Here is a 14,760-nt window from a genome sequence, read left to right as displayed (position 1 = left end):
CCTCCGCTTTTCTCACGGTATGTGAGCCACGTTACAGCGAGTCTCGCGCATCGATGCAAAAGGCAACTGTGCCGTTTTGAGACACATTTCCTGTGTGGTTGATGCCACAATGGCGATGACCTCGCTCGGCATTCCAATGCTCCACGCTGTGACCTCGTGAACTCCGCTCCGCGGAGAGGGCACCCACATGCAGGGACTGATGATGGACCGCCAACTGCTGGTCCAGCGGTTGCTGTGGCGCGCCGAGCACGTCTTCGGCGACAAGCAGATCATCGCGCGCACCGGCGAAGGCCTGCACCGCTACACCTATGCCGAGCTCGCGGCTCGCGTTCGCCGGCTCGGTCAGGCGCTGGCCGCGCTGGGGGTGCGTCCCGGCGACCGGGTGGGCACGCTGGCGTGGAACACCCACCGCCACTACGAGGCTTATTTCACGGTGCCCTGCATGGGCGCGGTATTGCACACGGTGAACCTGCGGCTGCCTCCCGAGCAGGTTGCCTACAGCATCAACCACGCCGGAGACCGCGTGCTGCTACTGGAACCCGACCAGATACCCCTGGCCGAGCAGATTGCCCCGCAGCTGCCCGGCGTGCGGGCCTACGTGGTGCTGGCGCCCGGGATACTCGAGACCCGGCTGCGCCCGGTGTACGCCTACGAGGAGCTGCTGGGCGCCCACAACGGCGAGGCCGAGTGGCCCGAGTTCGACGAGAACACCGCCGCGGCGATGTGCTTCACGTCGGGTACCACCGGCGATCCCAAGGCCGTGGTCTACAGCCACCGCAGCCTGGTGCTGCATACCTTGGGGTTGTGCGTGCACGGCTCGATCGGCGTGCGGGAGGGCGCCACCTTCCTGGCGATCACCCCGATGTTCCACGTCCACAGCTGGGGCGTTCCCTATGCGGCCGCGTTGCAGGGAGCCACCCTGGTGCTGCCCGGTCCGCACCCCCAGGCACGGGATTACCTCGAGCTGATCGAGGCTTGCCGCGTCACCCACGCCGTCGGCGCGGTCACGGTCGGGGCGCTGATGCGCGACGCGCTCATGTCGGCCGGGCGATCCTATGACGTCTCGTCGCTGCAGGTGCTGTGGCTGGGCGGGCAGGCGCCGCCCAGCGGCTTGATGCGGTGGTGGCGCGACACGCACGGGGTGGCCATTGCCCAGGGCTGGGGCATGACCGAGGCCTCCCCGCTGGTCACCTTCACCGAGCTGAAGGAAAAGCACCGGAACCTTCCGGAGGATGAGCGGGACGCGGTCCGCGCAACTCAAGGGCTCCCGTTGCCGCTGTGCGAGATCAAGGTCGTTGACGAGGCCGGCCGGGAAGTGCCGTGGGACGGCGCCAGCGTGGGCGAATTTCTGCTGCGTTCACCCTGGGTCGCTCGCGAGTATTTCAACGACCCCCGCAGCTCGGAGAGCTTTCGCGACGGCTGGTTTTACACCGGCGACGTCGGCTCGATCGACCCGGACGGTTACGTGCGCCTGACCGACAGGGCCAAGGACCTGATCAAAAGCGGCGGTGAGTGGATCTCGTCGGTCGAGGTGGAAAACGCGTTGATGGCCCACCCCGGTGTGGTCGAGGCGGCGGTAGTGGCGGTACCGGACTCCACATGGCTGGAGCGTCCCGTGGCCTGTGTTGTCGCCAGGGCCCCACTGACCGAATCGGAGCTCAGGGCGTCTCTGGCCGACCGCCTGCCGCCCTGGTGGATACCCGACGAGGTGCTGATATTGCCGGAGATTCCCAAGACCGGGGTGGGCAAATTTGACAAGAAGGCGCTGCGCGCACGGTTCGCCGATCCCGCCTGGCGCACGCCGCTGCGCGCCCCCCGCGGGGAGGTGTCGGCCCGGTGATCCTGGTTGACTATCGCTGCCCGACCTGTTGCGGGCGAGTGGAGCGGTTCGTTTCGACACCGCCGCCGGCGGTGATGCCCTGCCCGGCCTGTGGGGCCGCGGCAAGGCGGCGCTACCGCCCGGTGAGCCTGGGCGGTGTCGCCCGTCCGCCGGCGGCGGACGGGCCCGCTGACTGGGCGCCGTCGTGCCGTGACTACCCCGATGTGCCCGGGTTGTGCCACTTGGCTCCCCCGGCGGCGCGTGCCTGGGTGGCTCGCGCCCGGCGCGACCACCGGCTACTGGAGCGCGAACTGCAGCGACAGGAGCACGCGCTGCGCGAGCGCGATGATGCTCCGGCCGGTGAGCCGGTGCGCCATGATCACGGGCACAGCCACCCGCCTCGCCCCGCCCACCCACACGTCCACCCCGGCGCGTGACCCGCGCACCCGCACGGGCGGAATCCCCGAAGTGTCCCAATGGTCCCGTGTCCCGTTTCGGGACCTGCGGCGCCCGGGTATCGCGCGCAAGCTGTCGGTAACACACCCTCCGGTGTGGCGCGCCCACCGTCCACCTGAGACCCACAGCCCAGATCAACGACCCAAAACACCCACCAAGGAGCACCATGATCGAGATCGGGATCTTCCACAACGGAGCATCGGACCTGCCCGGGGTCGCGGTGGACGTGGACGGGGTGCCGGTCACCGTCAACGACGGCACGCTCGCCGAAACGCATGCGGCCGCCCAGCGGACCATCGTCAACCAGGTGCGGCAAGGCATCCTGGCCGATCAGCTCGGCTATGACTACTGGTTTCAAACCGAGCACCACTTCCAGCCCGAAGGCGCGGAGCTCTCGCCGAATCCGCTGCTCAGCGAGGCCGCGATCGCGTCTCGAACCAAGCGGATCAGGCTCGCGCAAGCGGCGAACATCATCACCTGGTGGCACCCGCTGCGGATCGCCGAGCAGGCCGCGATGCTCGATGTGATCAGCGGGGGGCGCCTGGAGTTCGGCATCGGCCGCGGCTATCAACCGCGGGAAAACGAAACCTTCGGCTGGACCTACGGGTCGACCATCCAGGACCAGGAACGCAACCGCGCCTACTATGAGGAGGCCTACGAGACCATCATCAAGGCCTGGACCCAGGACTCGTTCAGCCATCACGGCGAGTTCCTGTCGCTGCCGCCGTCATACACCAAGTGGAATCACAAGCAGACGATCGCCTATTTCAGCCGCCCGGGTATGGGACGGTCGTTGGAGCAGGTGCTCAAGCTGGGGCCACCGGACATGTACTCCGGCGGCAATCCGGTCCAGGCGACCACCACCAAGCTGTTGGAATTTCCGGTTTACCCGCAGCCGCTGCAGAAGCCCTACCCCCAGATCTGGGAGCCGCTGACCAGCTCCCGGTCCATCAGGTGGGCGGCCGAGCACGGCATCAACGGGTATTTCATCGTCGAGCCCAACTCGCGGCTGCGCAAGAACATCGAGGTGTACTACGACGCGGCGGAGAAAGCCGGCTGGCCGGACCGTCAAAACCGCGGGCAGTTCAAATACGGCTGGGATGCCGACAACCGCCGTGGCGTGGTGACCTGCCGCTACATCCACGTGGTCGACAAGGGGCTGGGCGACCTGGACCGCGCCGCGCGCGGAATGGAGCTGCAGTGGGACTACTACGGGCCCTTCGGGTTCGCCGCGGTGCTCGCCGAGGCCGACGAGCCCATGTACGACCTGAACATGAAGGTGACCGCCGATCTGCTGCGCCAAAAGGAGGTCGCCATCCACGGCTCCAAGGACTACGTGATCGACACCATCATGAAAGTCAAGGAGCAGTGCGGCTACGAGGACTTCATGTTCAACGCCTGGTTTGAGCTCGGAGGCTTCGCCGGCGAGGAGATCGAGGCGCAAATGCAGTACTTCGCCGAGGAGATCATGCCGGTGCTGCGCAAGGAGTGCGGCGGCAGTCCGCAGCGTCAAGACAGCTCGGTGAGCCTGGACGTCGCCGCGCCGGCGATGACCCGGAGCTGACGGCGTTGCTCCGCGGATGACCGCGTTCGGCACGGCGAAGCGCCTGTGGGCGCTGGATTCGCCGACGTTCACTCTCGACAAGTCGATTCTCATGGTCGGCGCCTCCGGCGAGTGCACCATTCCGATGCCCGCCTACCTCATCGAGCACCCCAAGGGGCTGGTGCTGTTCGACACCGGCCTGGTCCCGGCGGCCGCGACCGACCCCGAAGGGGTCTACGGGGAGCTCGCCGGTCTGCTCGGGCTGCGCTTCCGTCCCGAGCAGGCGATCGACCGCCAGCTTGCCGCGCTGGGTTACGCGACGTCCGACGTTAGATATGTGGTCGTCTCCCACACCCACTTCGATCACAGCGGTGGCCTGTACCTGTTCCCGCAGGCCGAGTTTTTCGTCGGGCAGGGAGATATCCGCTATGCGTACTGGCCCGACCCCGCGGGCGCCGTGTTTTTCCGGCGAGCGGACATCGACGCCGCGCGCATGTTCCGGTGGCGGGAGATCCCGGGGGTAGACCACGACGTGTTCGGTGACGGCAGCGTCGTCATCCTGTTCACTCCCGGGCACACCCCCGGCGAGCTGAGCCTGCTGGTGCGCCTGCCCGGTCGCAACTTCATCCTCACTGGCGACACGGTGCACCTGCGCGAGGCCCTCGAAAGGGTAGTGCCGATGCCCTATGACGCGAACACCGAGCAGTCGCTGCGCTCGATCCGACGGCTGCAATTGTTGCGCGACAGCGCCGACGCCACGGTATGGATCACACACGATCCACAGGACTGGGCGGAATTCGGCCACGCCCCCCACTGCTTCGAGTGACGGACCATGTCTTGGATGCTGGGGTGAGCCGTGAGTTGCTCGGTCGATGAGGCCGTCGCCGCGATTCGCCGCGGCCGGCCGGTGATCGTGGTCGACGCCGAGGACCGCGAGAACGAAGGCGATGTGGTCGTGGCAGCGGACACCATCACCATCGAGCTGATGACGCTGCTGATCCGGCACACCAGTGGAATCGTCTGCGTGCCGATGGAGCCGGCCAGACTTGACGCACTCGGATTGCCGCAGATGGTCGATGACAACACCGAAGCGCATCGCACCGCGTTCACCGTGTCGGTCGACGAGAGGTGGACGACGACCACCGGTATCTCGGCCCGCGATCGGGTAGCCACCGTTCGCGCGCTGAAACACGAGCGGACCCGCCCCGCCGATCTGGCCCGGCCGGGCCACGTCTTTCCGCTGCGCGCACGAGCGGGGGGCGTGCTCAAGCGCGCCGGGCACACCGAAGCCGCGGTCGACCTGACCCGCCTGGCCGGACGGACACCCGCCGCGGTGATTGCGGAGATCATGAACGACGATGGGACCGTGGCGCGGCTGCCGGACCTGCAGCGGTTTGCCGAGCACCACGGCATGCCGCTCATCACGATCAGCGATATCGTCCGCTACCGGATGGACCACGAGCGGCTGGTGGTGCGCACCGCGCGCGTTCCGGTCCGGTGCGCGGCGGGCGCTTTCACCGTGCACGCTTACCGGTGCACCCTCGACGGTCAGGAACACCTCGCGCTGGTCCACGGTGACATCGCCGCGCGGGACGACGTGCTCGTTCGGGTGCATTCCGAATGCCTCACCGGCGACCTTTTCGGCTCCCAGCGGTGTGACTGCGGCCCGCAATTGCACGCGTCCCTTGCCCGCATCGTGAGTGAGGGTGCCGGCGTGGTGGTATATCTGCGCGGCCACGAAGGCCGTGGAATCGGGCTGACCCACAAGCTGCGCGCCTACTCACTGCAAGACGGCGGTCTAGACACGGTGGAGGCCAACCAGGCTTTGGGCGTTCCGGTCGATGACCGCGACTACGGCATCGGGGCACAAATTCTGCGTGATCTCGGGGTGCGCCGGATGCGGTTGCTGACCAATAACCCCGCGAAGTACACCGGCCTGGCGGGTTACGGCCTCGACGTCGTCGACAGGGTTGCGCTGCAGTGCGGCATCACCGCGGACAACCTTCGCTACCTGCGCAGCAAGCGGGATAAGCTCGGTCATCTCCTCGATTTGCCCGACGAGCTGCCCGACGACGTTCAAGTGGTGCCACGATGAGCATCGGCCACGACACCGGGGCCACCCAAGCGCTGTTCCGCGAGGCGATGAGCCGCTTTCCCAGCGGGGTGACGCTGGTCACCACCGTGGACGCCGACGGCCGCCCCCGGGGCTTCACCGCCACCGCGTTCACCGCGGTGTCCATGGCTCCGCCGCTGGTGCTGACGTGCCTGGACCGCACCGCGGACTGCCATCCGGCCTTCCTGGCAACCCGGGCGTTCGCGGTCAACATCCTCGGCGTTCAGCACCGCGCCTTGGCGTGCAGATTCGCCTCCAAGGGCGTCGACAAGTTTGCCGGCGCGTCGTTCACCGACACCGCCCTCGGCTCGCCGGGACTCGTCGACGCGGTGGCCACCGTCGATTGCGAGACCGCACAACTGATTGAAGCCGGCGACCACACCATCCTGCTCGGCCTGGTGCGGCACGTTCGCCTGGGCGAGGCCCCGCCGGTCGTCTATGCGCACCGCGGTTTTCGCGAGATGACCGAACGGCATGATCCGCTGGGGCCGCTATGACCGAGCCCAGGCGCGCCGGTCGGCGAGTCGCCGTCCGGTGGGCTCGGGGATGACACGGCGGTCGCCGGCCTCGGCTGCGGCGGCCGGTCCCGGCTAGTCCACCGCTAGCCTGCCGCTAGTCCAGGAAAAAGCCCTGGTGCTGCTCCCGCAGCAGATTCTTTTGCACCTTGCCCGTCGCGGTGCGGGGCATCTTGTCGGTGAAGATCACCGCCTTGGGGACTTTGAAGCCCGCCAGCCGCCTGCGTGCGGCGGCCAGTACGTCTTCCTCGGTGAGCTGGGCTCCCGGCTTGGGGGTGACAATGGCCACGATGGCCTCGGTCCAGCGCTCGTGCGGCAACCCCACCACGACCACCTCCTGGATCCGGGGCTCGGCCTCGTATAGCGCCTTCTCGACTTCGATGGAGGCCACGTTCTCACCGCCGGTTTTGATCACATCCTTCTTGCGGTCGGTGAACCACAGCAGCCCGTCGGCGTCGAAGCGCCCGATGTCACCGGAATGCAACCACCCGTGCGCGAATGCCTCGGCGGTGGCCTGCGGGTTGCGCAGGTAGCCCTCCATCGCGTGCGGGCCACGGTAGACGATCTCGCCGGCCTCGCCACCGGGGAGCAGGCGACCGGCATCGTCCATGATCCCCACCTGGACGTTGGGAACCGGCAGGCCGACGGAGCCCGCGTGCGAGAGCTGATACTCCGGCGGGAAGACGGTTGTCAGCGGGTTCATCTCGGTCTGGCCGAACCCAAGCGCGAACCGACAGCCGAAAACCTCCATGGCCTTGCGCAGGTCGGTGTCGGGCATCGGCGCCATCGCATACAGGGCCAGGCGCAGGCTTGACAGGTCGCGCGTGGCAATATCGGGGTGCTCCATCATCGCCCGGTACATCATCGGCAACCCGAAGATCTGCGTCACACGCTCAGCCTCGATGGTCGCCAACAGCGCGGCCGGGTCGAACGCCCGCATTAGCACCGCGGTGCCGCCGACGTAGATCAGACCGGTGGTGAACCCGTTGAGTTGAGCGGTGTGAAACAGCGGCATCATCACCACCGCGCGGTCCTGCGCGCCGATCCCCAACACCAGGGGAGCCGTGAGCGACTCGATGTAGACCGCGAGGTGACTGCTCACCACCCCCTTGGGGGCCGACGTCGTGCCACTGGTGTACAGATAGGTGATGGCGTCGCGGTCGGCGACGAAGCATTCCGGCTCGGCGTCACCGGTGTCGCCGATGAACTCGTGCAACGGCCGCCACGACCGTGTGCCGACGGATTCCCAGCGGGCACCGGTGCCGGGCGCGACGATCACGTCGGTCACCGTGTGATCCTCGGTGTGATGCTCGAGGCGGTCTAGCGCCGCCCCGACCAGGTCGGCCAATTGGCTCTCCACAACCACCCCCTTAGCGCGGGAGTGCCCGAGCACGTAAGCCGTCTCAGAGGCGCCCCAAGCCAGGTTGACCGGCACACACACCACCCCAGCTTTGGCGCACGCGTAATAGGTGAGCAGGAACTCGATGCTGTTGCCGCACACCAGAGCGAGCACGTCGCCCCGCTGGTAGCCCGCCGATAATAGCGCGTTGGCCAGCCGATTCACGGCGGCGTTCAGCTGCCCATAGGTAAGCCGGCGCGGCCCGTCGATCACGGCCTCTTTCCCAGGGAGCCGCCAAGCGGTGCGGGTCAGCATGTCGCCGACGTTCACGCGCGTCACGAGATTCTTCTGCAGGTCCAAGTCGGTCACCGACGCTCCCTCTCCGGTTGAATACGCAGGCACCCTCGACCGTTCCTAAACACTGAGCGAAACTGAGTTTTGCTCAGTGGGCAGCCCCGAACGGTGTTGGGTCGCCTGACTTCCCGCGTTCTTCGCCCCGGTCGGACAAGCGGATCGTGTCCGTGGTCCCGGCCCGGGGTGGCGGGTTGTCTCACGCTCCCGGCCGCCAGATTCGGCCTGCGTGGTCCGATGCTCAGCCACATCACTCTGGTGTGGTTGAGGCGGTGCCACGCGTCGCCGGATCCGATGTCCGAGGGCGCGCCGTCCGATCGCCACGCTCGCGGCGTGGTGGCGGGTGGTCTGTGGATGGTGTGCGGCCAGTGGTTTGTGCCAGTGCTGGGCGCCCCACTTGCTGGTGTAGGCGGGGTCGACGGCGATCACGCTGATCCCTGCCCCGGTTGCCATGGCGAGTAGTCGAGCGCGCAGTTTGGCGGTTGGCATGCCCGAGATGACGTGGCGGAACCTGTGTTTGCGGCCGTGCTTTTCGCGAGTCTTGCTGTCGGTGAAGTCGAGGTCCTCGACCGCGATCGCCGTGATCGCGTTGTCGGTGACCCAATGCAGCAGCCGGGTCAGGGCGTGGCGGACTTGGGCGTCGCGGCGGTCGGCGGCGCCGCAGAGGTCATAGCCGAACGTGCGCGGGGAGCCGATCGGGTTGCCGTGCGGGTCGAGGCGCCAAGCGGCGAGGTGATCAGCGTTCATGTCCACCCCGACCAGTTCCCCGGCGCGCAGCGACTCCAGCGGGACCGCCTGTGCCGGCGTGCGCCGCCAGGCAGCGTCAAGATACCAGCGCTGCTTATCGGGGCAGAAGTGGATGCGGTAAGCCACCGCCCGGTCGACGGCCACCCGCTGGGCCCATTCGGCGCCGCGATGCGCAAACTCCACCCTGCCGCAGAAGACGTAGCGGCCGTGCGGGGCGTTCGCCAAGTGCGCCAACGCAGCCGGTAGGCGCAGCGACAGCTCACCCTCACCGGTGACGCGGATGGTTTCGTTGCCCCAGCGTTTACCCGACTCGCCATCAGCAGACAAAAACCAGCGGGCCGCTTCCCACTGATCTCGCCACCGCGCCTCGGTGAGCCCGGCCTGGGCCAGGTGGTGGCGTTTGCGCAACAGCTGTTTGCCGCCGCGCACCACGCTCACATGACCGGCTGCCCGGTCAGCCTCCACCCGCGCGAGCCGTGCTTGCAGGTCCGCCAGACGCCGTGATTTGGCGAACCACTCCTGGCGGCTGCGGTAGCCGCCCGGCATACCGTCGATGCCTTTTGATCCCAACTCCTGGGCGAGCCGGTGGCGGATCATCGCGATCCCGTCGCGCAGGGATTGGGCGTGCGCGTATTGCGCGCGCCGCGCCAGCCCCCACTGGTCGTGCGTGGCTTTGGTGATGGCGCCCGCCCAGCGCGCCGTCGACTCCACGGTCAGGCCGCGTTTGCGCTCGGCCCAGGCGTCCTTGCCGTGGCCCACACCGGCGCGCACCCGCGCCGCCAGATCAGCGCCGGCCAGCCCGCCCAAGTGGGCACCCACCTGACGCAGCACGTCTTCGTCGGCGGCGGTGAGTCCTTTCAGCCGGGTGCGGATGCACACACCCGTCGCCGGGTCGGCGACAAACGGTGCAGCGATCTGGCGCAGGATGGTCATGACGGCCGCCTTCGCGCAGACCTTGACCGCAACGCCCGCCGCAGCTCATCCATGACCGGCATCATCCACCCGGCCTCCGACAACAGCCTTGGGGCCGATGTCGCGCTGCGCGCAGCCCACCGCTTTTAACGCGCGGCTTCGAGCGCTTCGGCGACCATAGAGTCGAGCGCAGAACCAAGTGAGCACATCCACCATGTCGCGCACCAGATCATCGGTCACCTCACCGTCGTCGAGCACCACCAGCCGCCGGGCGTGCGCGGCAAGCGCGGACTCGACCAGCTCGGTGTTCATCCGACCCAACCGATCCCGATGCTCCACCACCACCACGGTCACCTTCGGATCAGCCAACAACCGTCGCACCTTGGCCCGCGACCCGTTCATCCCCGAGCCGACTTCGGCCTCCACCCGCACCACCTGGCCACCGGCCTGCGCGGCCCAGCCAGTCAGCCGAGCGACCTGCCGGTCCAAATCGGACCTCTGATCATGGGAGGACACCCGCGCATACAACCCGAACGCGGCGGTTCCCGACTCACCAGGCGCGTCCGGGGACACCAACACCGAGCGGGAATTCACCCGCACCGCCGGCACCGGCAACGTGCCCTCCCGAAACCAGCGGTACGCCGTCTGCGGATGCACACCCTGAGCACGCGCCCACTCCGTCAGGTTCACACCACCAGCACACTCACTAGAACGCTCATACGCTCACTATCACTCAGTATTCCGCCAACTGCTCCGCACCCTTCCCGGACCGCGGCCCGGCGGATGTCGGGGCGCGATGCCATGTCTTACGCGCGCCTCGCAGCCCCACCGATCACGACCAAGGCGACAAAGGGGTGACACTGCACATGTCCAGGGTAGGCGCTGTCGTGAACGCTGCCTGGGCGTCAACCCGCAGCCACGGGCATGCGCCGGCGAGCCACGGCCGAACATCCACGGATCAGTCAGTTGGACCAGCAATCGGCGCGAAATCGCCGCGCGTGAACCCACCAGATGGCCCCGTTACACTGGCTGCGATGGTGCGCAGCGAAAACGACACCTGGGATTTGGCGACCAGCGTGGGGGCCACTGCCACGATGGTGGCGGCGGGCAGGGCCCGCGCCACCAGAGCCGATCACCCGCTCATCCAGGACCGGTTCGCCGAGCCACTGGTCCGAGCGGTCGGCATCGACTTTTTCACCCGGTGGGCCACCGGCGAGCTCGAGTCGGTCGACGTCGACATTCCCGGCCTGCCGTGGGGAATGCAGCGGATGACCGACGTGCTGGCCGCCCGCACCCGCTTCATCGACATGTTCCTGTCCGATGCCCTCGCGGCCGGTATTCGTCAGGCCGTGATCGTGGCCTCCGGCCTCGATACGCGCGGCTATCGACTTTCCTGGCCGGCCGGCGCGACACTGTTCGAGATCGACCAACCACGGGTGATCGAGTTCAAGACCGCCGCGCTTGCCGAGCTCGGCGCCGCGCCGACCGTCGATTTGCGAACGGTGCCGATCGATCTGCGGCACGATTGGCCCACAGCGCTGCGGGAGGCCGGGTTCGACACGGCGCGGCCCGCCGCGTGGATCGTCGAAGGCCTGCTCGCGTTCCTGCCTCCCGAAGCCCAGGACCGCCTGCTAGACAACATCACCGAGTTCAGCACCGCCGGAAGCCGGCTGGTGGCCGAAGTCTTCGGGAGCTCCCCGAATAACCAGCAGATCATGCGTGCGGCCACCCAGAAGTGGTATGAGCATGGTCTGGACGTGAAACTCGACGACTTGTGGTTTTCCGGTGAGCGCAACGATGTGGTGAGCTACCTGCAAGGCCACCACTGGAGCACGGTGCGCATATCGCAAGCCCAACTGTTGGCCGACAACGGATTGCCGGTGCCGCAAACCAAAGACGGCGAGGCGTACTCCACCGACAACTACTACTGCACCGCGCTGCGCACCGAGGACGGCGCGCTCTAGGGAAGGGGCCGCAGATGCCCGACGGCGATGGCCCCAAGCCTCTGGCGGGGTTTCGGGTACTGGATTTCACCCAGAACGTGGCCGGGCCGCTGGCCGGGCAGGTGCTGGCCGACCTGGGCGCCGAGGTCATCAAGATCGAAGCACCGGGCGGCGAGGCCGCCCGGCACCTCACCGCGGTCCTCCCCGGACGCCCACCGCTGCCCGCGTACTTTCTTCCTAACAATCGCGGCAAGAAGTCGGTGATGGTCGACCTCGGCGCCCAAGACGCCAAGCAGCAGATCCTGCGGCTCGCCGACACCGCGGACGTGATCCTCGAGGCGTTCCGCCCGGGGGTGATGGAAAAGCTTGGCTTGGGCCCCGCTGACGTGCAGTCGCGCAACCCCAAGCTCATCTATGCGCGGCTCTCGGCCTACGGTGGTAACGGCCCGCACGGCAGCCGCCCCGGCATCGACTTGACGGTCGCGGCCGAAGCCGGCATGACCTCCGGGATGCGCACCCCCGACGGCAGGCCGCAACTCATCCCGTTTCAGCTGGTTGACAACGCCAGCGGTCACGTGTTGGCCCAGGCGGTGCTGGCCGCCCTGCTTAACCGCGAACGCCACGGGGTGGCCGACATCATCACCGTCGCAATGTATGACGTAGCGGTGGGACTGCAAGCCAGCCAGTTGACAGTGCACCTCAACCCGCCCGGCGAGCCTGCGGTGCCGCGCACCACGGGCCGCAAGTCAGTGGGGTTCGCAGCGCAACCCTCAGGTGCGTTCCGCGCCGCAGACGGCTACGTCGTCATCAGTGCGTATGTGCCCAAACATTGGGCGCTGCTGTGCCGGGCGATCGGCCGCCCCGACCTTCTCGGCGACGAGCGGTTCGCCGACCAGCGGTCACGCGCGGTCCACTACGCCGAGCTGACCGATGAATTGGAGGCGACGCTGCTCACCAGGACCGCTTCCGAATGGGTCGACGCGCTGTGCCGTAACGGGGTAATGGCGTGCCTGCCGTACACCTGGAAACAAGTCGTCGCTACCCCGCTGTTTGCGGAGAACGAGCTGGCCCTGAAAGTTGGTAGCGGCCGGGACGCGGTCACGGTGATCCGCACGCCGGCGCGCTACTCCACCTTCACCGCGACGGTGACCGACCCGCCTCCCGCCGCCGGCCAGCACAACGGCGAGTTCCTCGCCACCCCACAGGCCACTTCAGCGCAATAACGCCCGCGACATCACCACGCGCTGAATCTGATTGGTTCCCTCGTAGATCTGGGTGATCTTGGCGTCACGCATCATCCGCTCGACCGGGAAGTCGCGGGTATAGCCATAGCCACCGAACAGCTGCACGGCATCGGTGGTGACTTCCATCGCGACGTCGGAGGCAAAGCATTTTGAGGCCGCCGAGATGAAGCCCAGCCCGGTCTCGCCGCGTTCGGCGCGAGCGGCGGCCGTGTACACCATGAGCCGGGCGGCCTCCAGCTTCATCGCCATGTCGGCGAGCATGAACCGCACACCCTGAAAGTCGCTGATCGGCTGGCCGAACTGCTTGCGCTCCTTGGTGTAGGCGATCGCGGCATCCAGTGCGCCCTGGGCGATACCCACCGCTTGGGCGCCGATCGTCGGGCGGGTGTGATCCAGCGTCTTCAGCGCGGTCTTGAACCCGGTGCCAGGCTCGCCGATGATCCGGTCACCCGGGATACGGCAGTTCTCGAAGTACAGCTCCGTGGTGGGCGAGCCTTTTATGCCGAGCTTGCGTTCCTTGGGCCCAACCGAAAACCCCTCGTCGTCCTTGTGCACCATAAACGCTGAGATCCCGTTGGCCTCCAGGTCCGGGTCGGTCACCGCCATAACCGTGTACCAGGTTGACTTGCCGCCGTTGGTGATCCAGCATTTCGACCCGTTGAGCACCCAGGAGTCTCCGTCGGCCCTGGCGCGGGTGCGCATCGCCACCGCGTCGCTGCCCGAGCCGCGTTCGGACAGCGCATATGAGGCCAGCGCCTCCCCGGACGCCACCGCCGGCAGCACCTGCTGCTTTAGCTCCTCGGAGCCGCTGAGCAACAAACCCATGGTGCCCAGCTTGTTCACGGCAGGGATCAGCGACGCCGAGGCATCGACGCGCGCCACTTCCTCGATCACGATGCAGGTCGCTACCGCGTCCGCCCCCTGTCCCCCGTACTCCTCCGGCACGTGCACAGCGTTGAACCCCGACGCGTTCAGCGCGGCCAGCGCCTCCTCGGGAAACCGGGAGCGCTCGTCAACGTCGGCGGCATACGGCGCGATCTCTTTCTCCGCCAGCGCGCGGACCGCCGCACGCAGATGCTCGTGCTCCTCGGGCAGTTTGAACAGATCGAACGCCGGGTCTCCGGCCCACTCACCCACCTCGGCCTCCTTGCTATGCCCGATCGCTATGGCCCGATCACCCGGGTCTTCTCGCAAATGCAGTGTCTCGCGCGTCGGGTGGCCGGCGTCGGCGCGCGGCTATTCGCCGGTAACTCTACCTTGGAGCGTGGCGTCCTTAGCCCGTACCGTCTCCGCCAGCTGCTCTTGAAAGGCCAGCATCCGCGCGCGCAGCCCCGGGTCCCCCGACCCCAGCATGCGCACCGCCAGCAGGCCCGCGTTGCGGGCCCCCCCGATAGCGACCGTGGCCACCGGCACCCCGGCCGGCATCTGCACGATCGACAGCAGGGAGTCGAGGCCGTCAAGCCGGGCCAGCGGCACCGGCACTCCGATGACCGGCAGCGGCGTGGCGGCGGCGACCATTCCCGGCAAGTGGGCGGCGCCTCCGGCGCCAGCGATAATCACCTCGATACCGCGGTCGGCGGCGCCACGCGCGTAGTCGAGCATCAGCGCGGGAGTGCGGTGCGCCGAAACCACCCGCACCTCGAAGGGGATGTCGAACTCGGCCAGCGTCTTAGCGGCATCGGCCATCACCGACCAGTCGCTGTCGCTGCCCATGATCACCCCGACCCGGGGTTGTCGGGTCATCGGCGCCGCTCCTCCTCATCGCTTCGCTCTGCATC

The 14,760-nt window shown here is 67.6% G+C and carries 13 protein-coding genes; 8 read left to right on the top strand and 5 right to left on the bottom strand.

The features are described 5' to 3' along the window. Positions 1 to 187 precede the first annotated feature (187 nt). The 6 genes from MSM1_RS11980 to MSM1_RS11955 all read left to right on the top strand — a co-directional run bounded on the left by MSM1_RS11980 (position 188) and on the right by MSM1_RS11955 (position 6,428). Positions 188 to 1,840, top strand: coding sequence for a long-chain fatty acid--CoA ligase (locus MSM1_RS11980; protein WP_213442417.1), 1,653 nt, complete (start codon positions 188 to 190; stop codon positions 1,838 to 1,840). Beyond that, positions 1,837 to 2,256: a hypothetical protein gene (locus MSM1_RS11975; RefSeq protein WP_213442415.1), complete on the top strand. Its 420-nt coding sequence runs from the start codon at positions 1,837 to 1,839 to the stop codon at positions 2,254 to 2,256. Before MSM1_RS11980 ends, MSM1_RS11975 begins: the two co-directional genes overlap by 4 nt. A gap of 185 nt (positions 2,257 to 2,441) precedes the next feature. Further along, entirely contained in the window at positions 2,442 to 3,839 is a 1,398-nt protein-coding gene (locus MSM1_RS11970; RefSeq protein ID WP_213442414.1) for an LLM class flavin-dependent oxidoreductase, read from the top strand. Between the two features lie 16 nt (positions 3,840 to 3,855). Continuing rightward, entirely contained in the window at positions 3,856 to 4,644 is a 789-nt protein-coding gene (locus MSM1_RS11965; RefSeq protein WP_213442411.1) for an N-acyl homoserine lactonase family protein, read from the top strand. A 30-nt stretch (positions 4,645 to 4,674) separates the two neighbouring features. Beyond that, positions 4,675 to 5,913: a bifunctional 3,4-dihydroxy-2-butanone-4-phosphate synthase/GTP cyclohydrolase II gene (locus tag MSM1_RS11960; RefSeq protein WP_213442410.1), complete on the top strand. Its 1,239-nt coding sequence runs from the start codon at positions 4,675 to 4,677 to the stop codon at positions 5,911 to 5,913. Continuing rightward, the gene (locus tag MSM1_RS11955; protein WP_213442407.1) at positions 5,910 to 6,428 is read left to right on the top strand and encodes a flavin reductase family protein; all 519 of its coding nucleotides are present in this window, start codon (positions 5,910 to 5,912) and stop codon (positions 6,426 to 6,428) included. The genes MSM1_RS11960 and MSM1_RS11955 overlap by 4 nt, the downstream gene beginning before the upstream one ends. 115 nt (positions 6,429 to 6,543) lie before the next feature. Here the strand turns inward: MSM1_RS11955 and MSM1_RS11950 are convergent, their stop codons facing one another. Genes MSM1_RS11950 through MSM1_RS11940 form a run of 3 tightly spaced genes read right to left on the bottom strand, consistent with a single transcriptional unit; the run spans position 6,544 to position 10,485 of the window. Beyond that, the gene (locus MSM1_RS11950) at positions 6,544 to 8,154 is read right to left on the bottom strand and encodes an AMP-binding protein (protein WP_213442405.1); all 1,611 of its coding nucleotides are present in this window, start codon (positions 8,152 to 8,154) and stop codon (positions 6,544 to 6,546) included. Positions 8,155 to 8,199: 45 nt separating this feature from the next. Beyond that, positions 8,200 to 9,816: an IS200/IS605 family accessory protein TnpB-related protein gene (locus tag MSM1_RS11945; RefSeq protein WP_213442403.1), complete on the bottom strand. Its 1,617-nt coding sequence runs from the start codon at positions 9,814 to 9,816 to the stop codon at positions 8,200 to 8,202. 45 nt (positions 9,817 to 9,861) lie between these two features. Then, positions 9,862 to 10,485: an IS607 family transposase gene (locus MSM1_RS11940; protein ID WP_213442401.1), complete on the bottom strand. Its 624-nt coding sequence runs from the start codon at positions 10,483 to 10,485 to the stop codon at positions 9,862 to 9,864. A gap of 344 nt (positions 10,486 to 10,829) precedes the next feature. Here MSM1_RS11940 and MSM1_RS11935 point away from each other — a divergent pair, with 344 nt between their 5' ends. After that, positions 10,830 to 11,759, top strand: a complete 930-nt coding sequence (locus MSM1_RS11935) for a class I SAM-dependent methyltransferase (protein ID WP_213442399.1) — start codon at positions 10,830 to 10,832, stop codon at positions 11,757 to 11,759. 14 nt (positions 11,760 to 11,773) lie between these two features. Further along, positions 11,774 to 12,961 (top strand): CoA transferase, encoded by a 1,188-nt coding sequence (locus MSM1_RS11930; protein WP_213442397.1) that lies wholly within the window; start codon positions 11,774 to 11,776, stop codon positions 12,959 to 12,961. Here MSM1_RS11930 and MSM1_RS11925 read toward each other — a convergent pair. Next, positions 12,950 to 14,119, bottom strand: coding sequence for an acyl-CoA dehydrogenase (locus tag MSM1_RS11925; RefSeq protein ID WP_213442395.1), 1,170 nt, complete (start codon positions 14,117 to 14,119; stop codon positions 12,950 to 12,952). The two genes, MSM1_RS11930 and MSM1_RS11925, sit on opposite strands and share 12 nt — an antisense overlap. A 99-nt stretch (positions 14,120 to 14,218) precedes the next feature. Next, on the bottom strand, positions 14,219 to 14,725 hold the full coding sequence (gene purE, locus MSM1_RS11920) for a 5-(carboxyamino)imidazole ribonucleotide mutase (RefSeq protein ID WP_213442393.1): 507 nt from the start codon (positions 14,723 to 14,725) through the stop codon (positions 14,219 to 14,221). Positions 14,726 to 14,760 lie beyond the last annotated feature (35 nt).

The sequence above is a fragment of the Mycobacterium sp. SM1 genome (assembly GCF_018361265.1).
Taxonomy (GTDB): Bacteria; Actinomycetota; Actinomycetes; order Mycobacteriales; family Mycobacteriaceae; genus Mycobacterium.
Note: the sequence above shows the minus strand (reverse complement) of the source record. Positions and strands in the feature narration are given on the sequence as shown.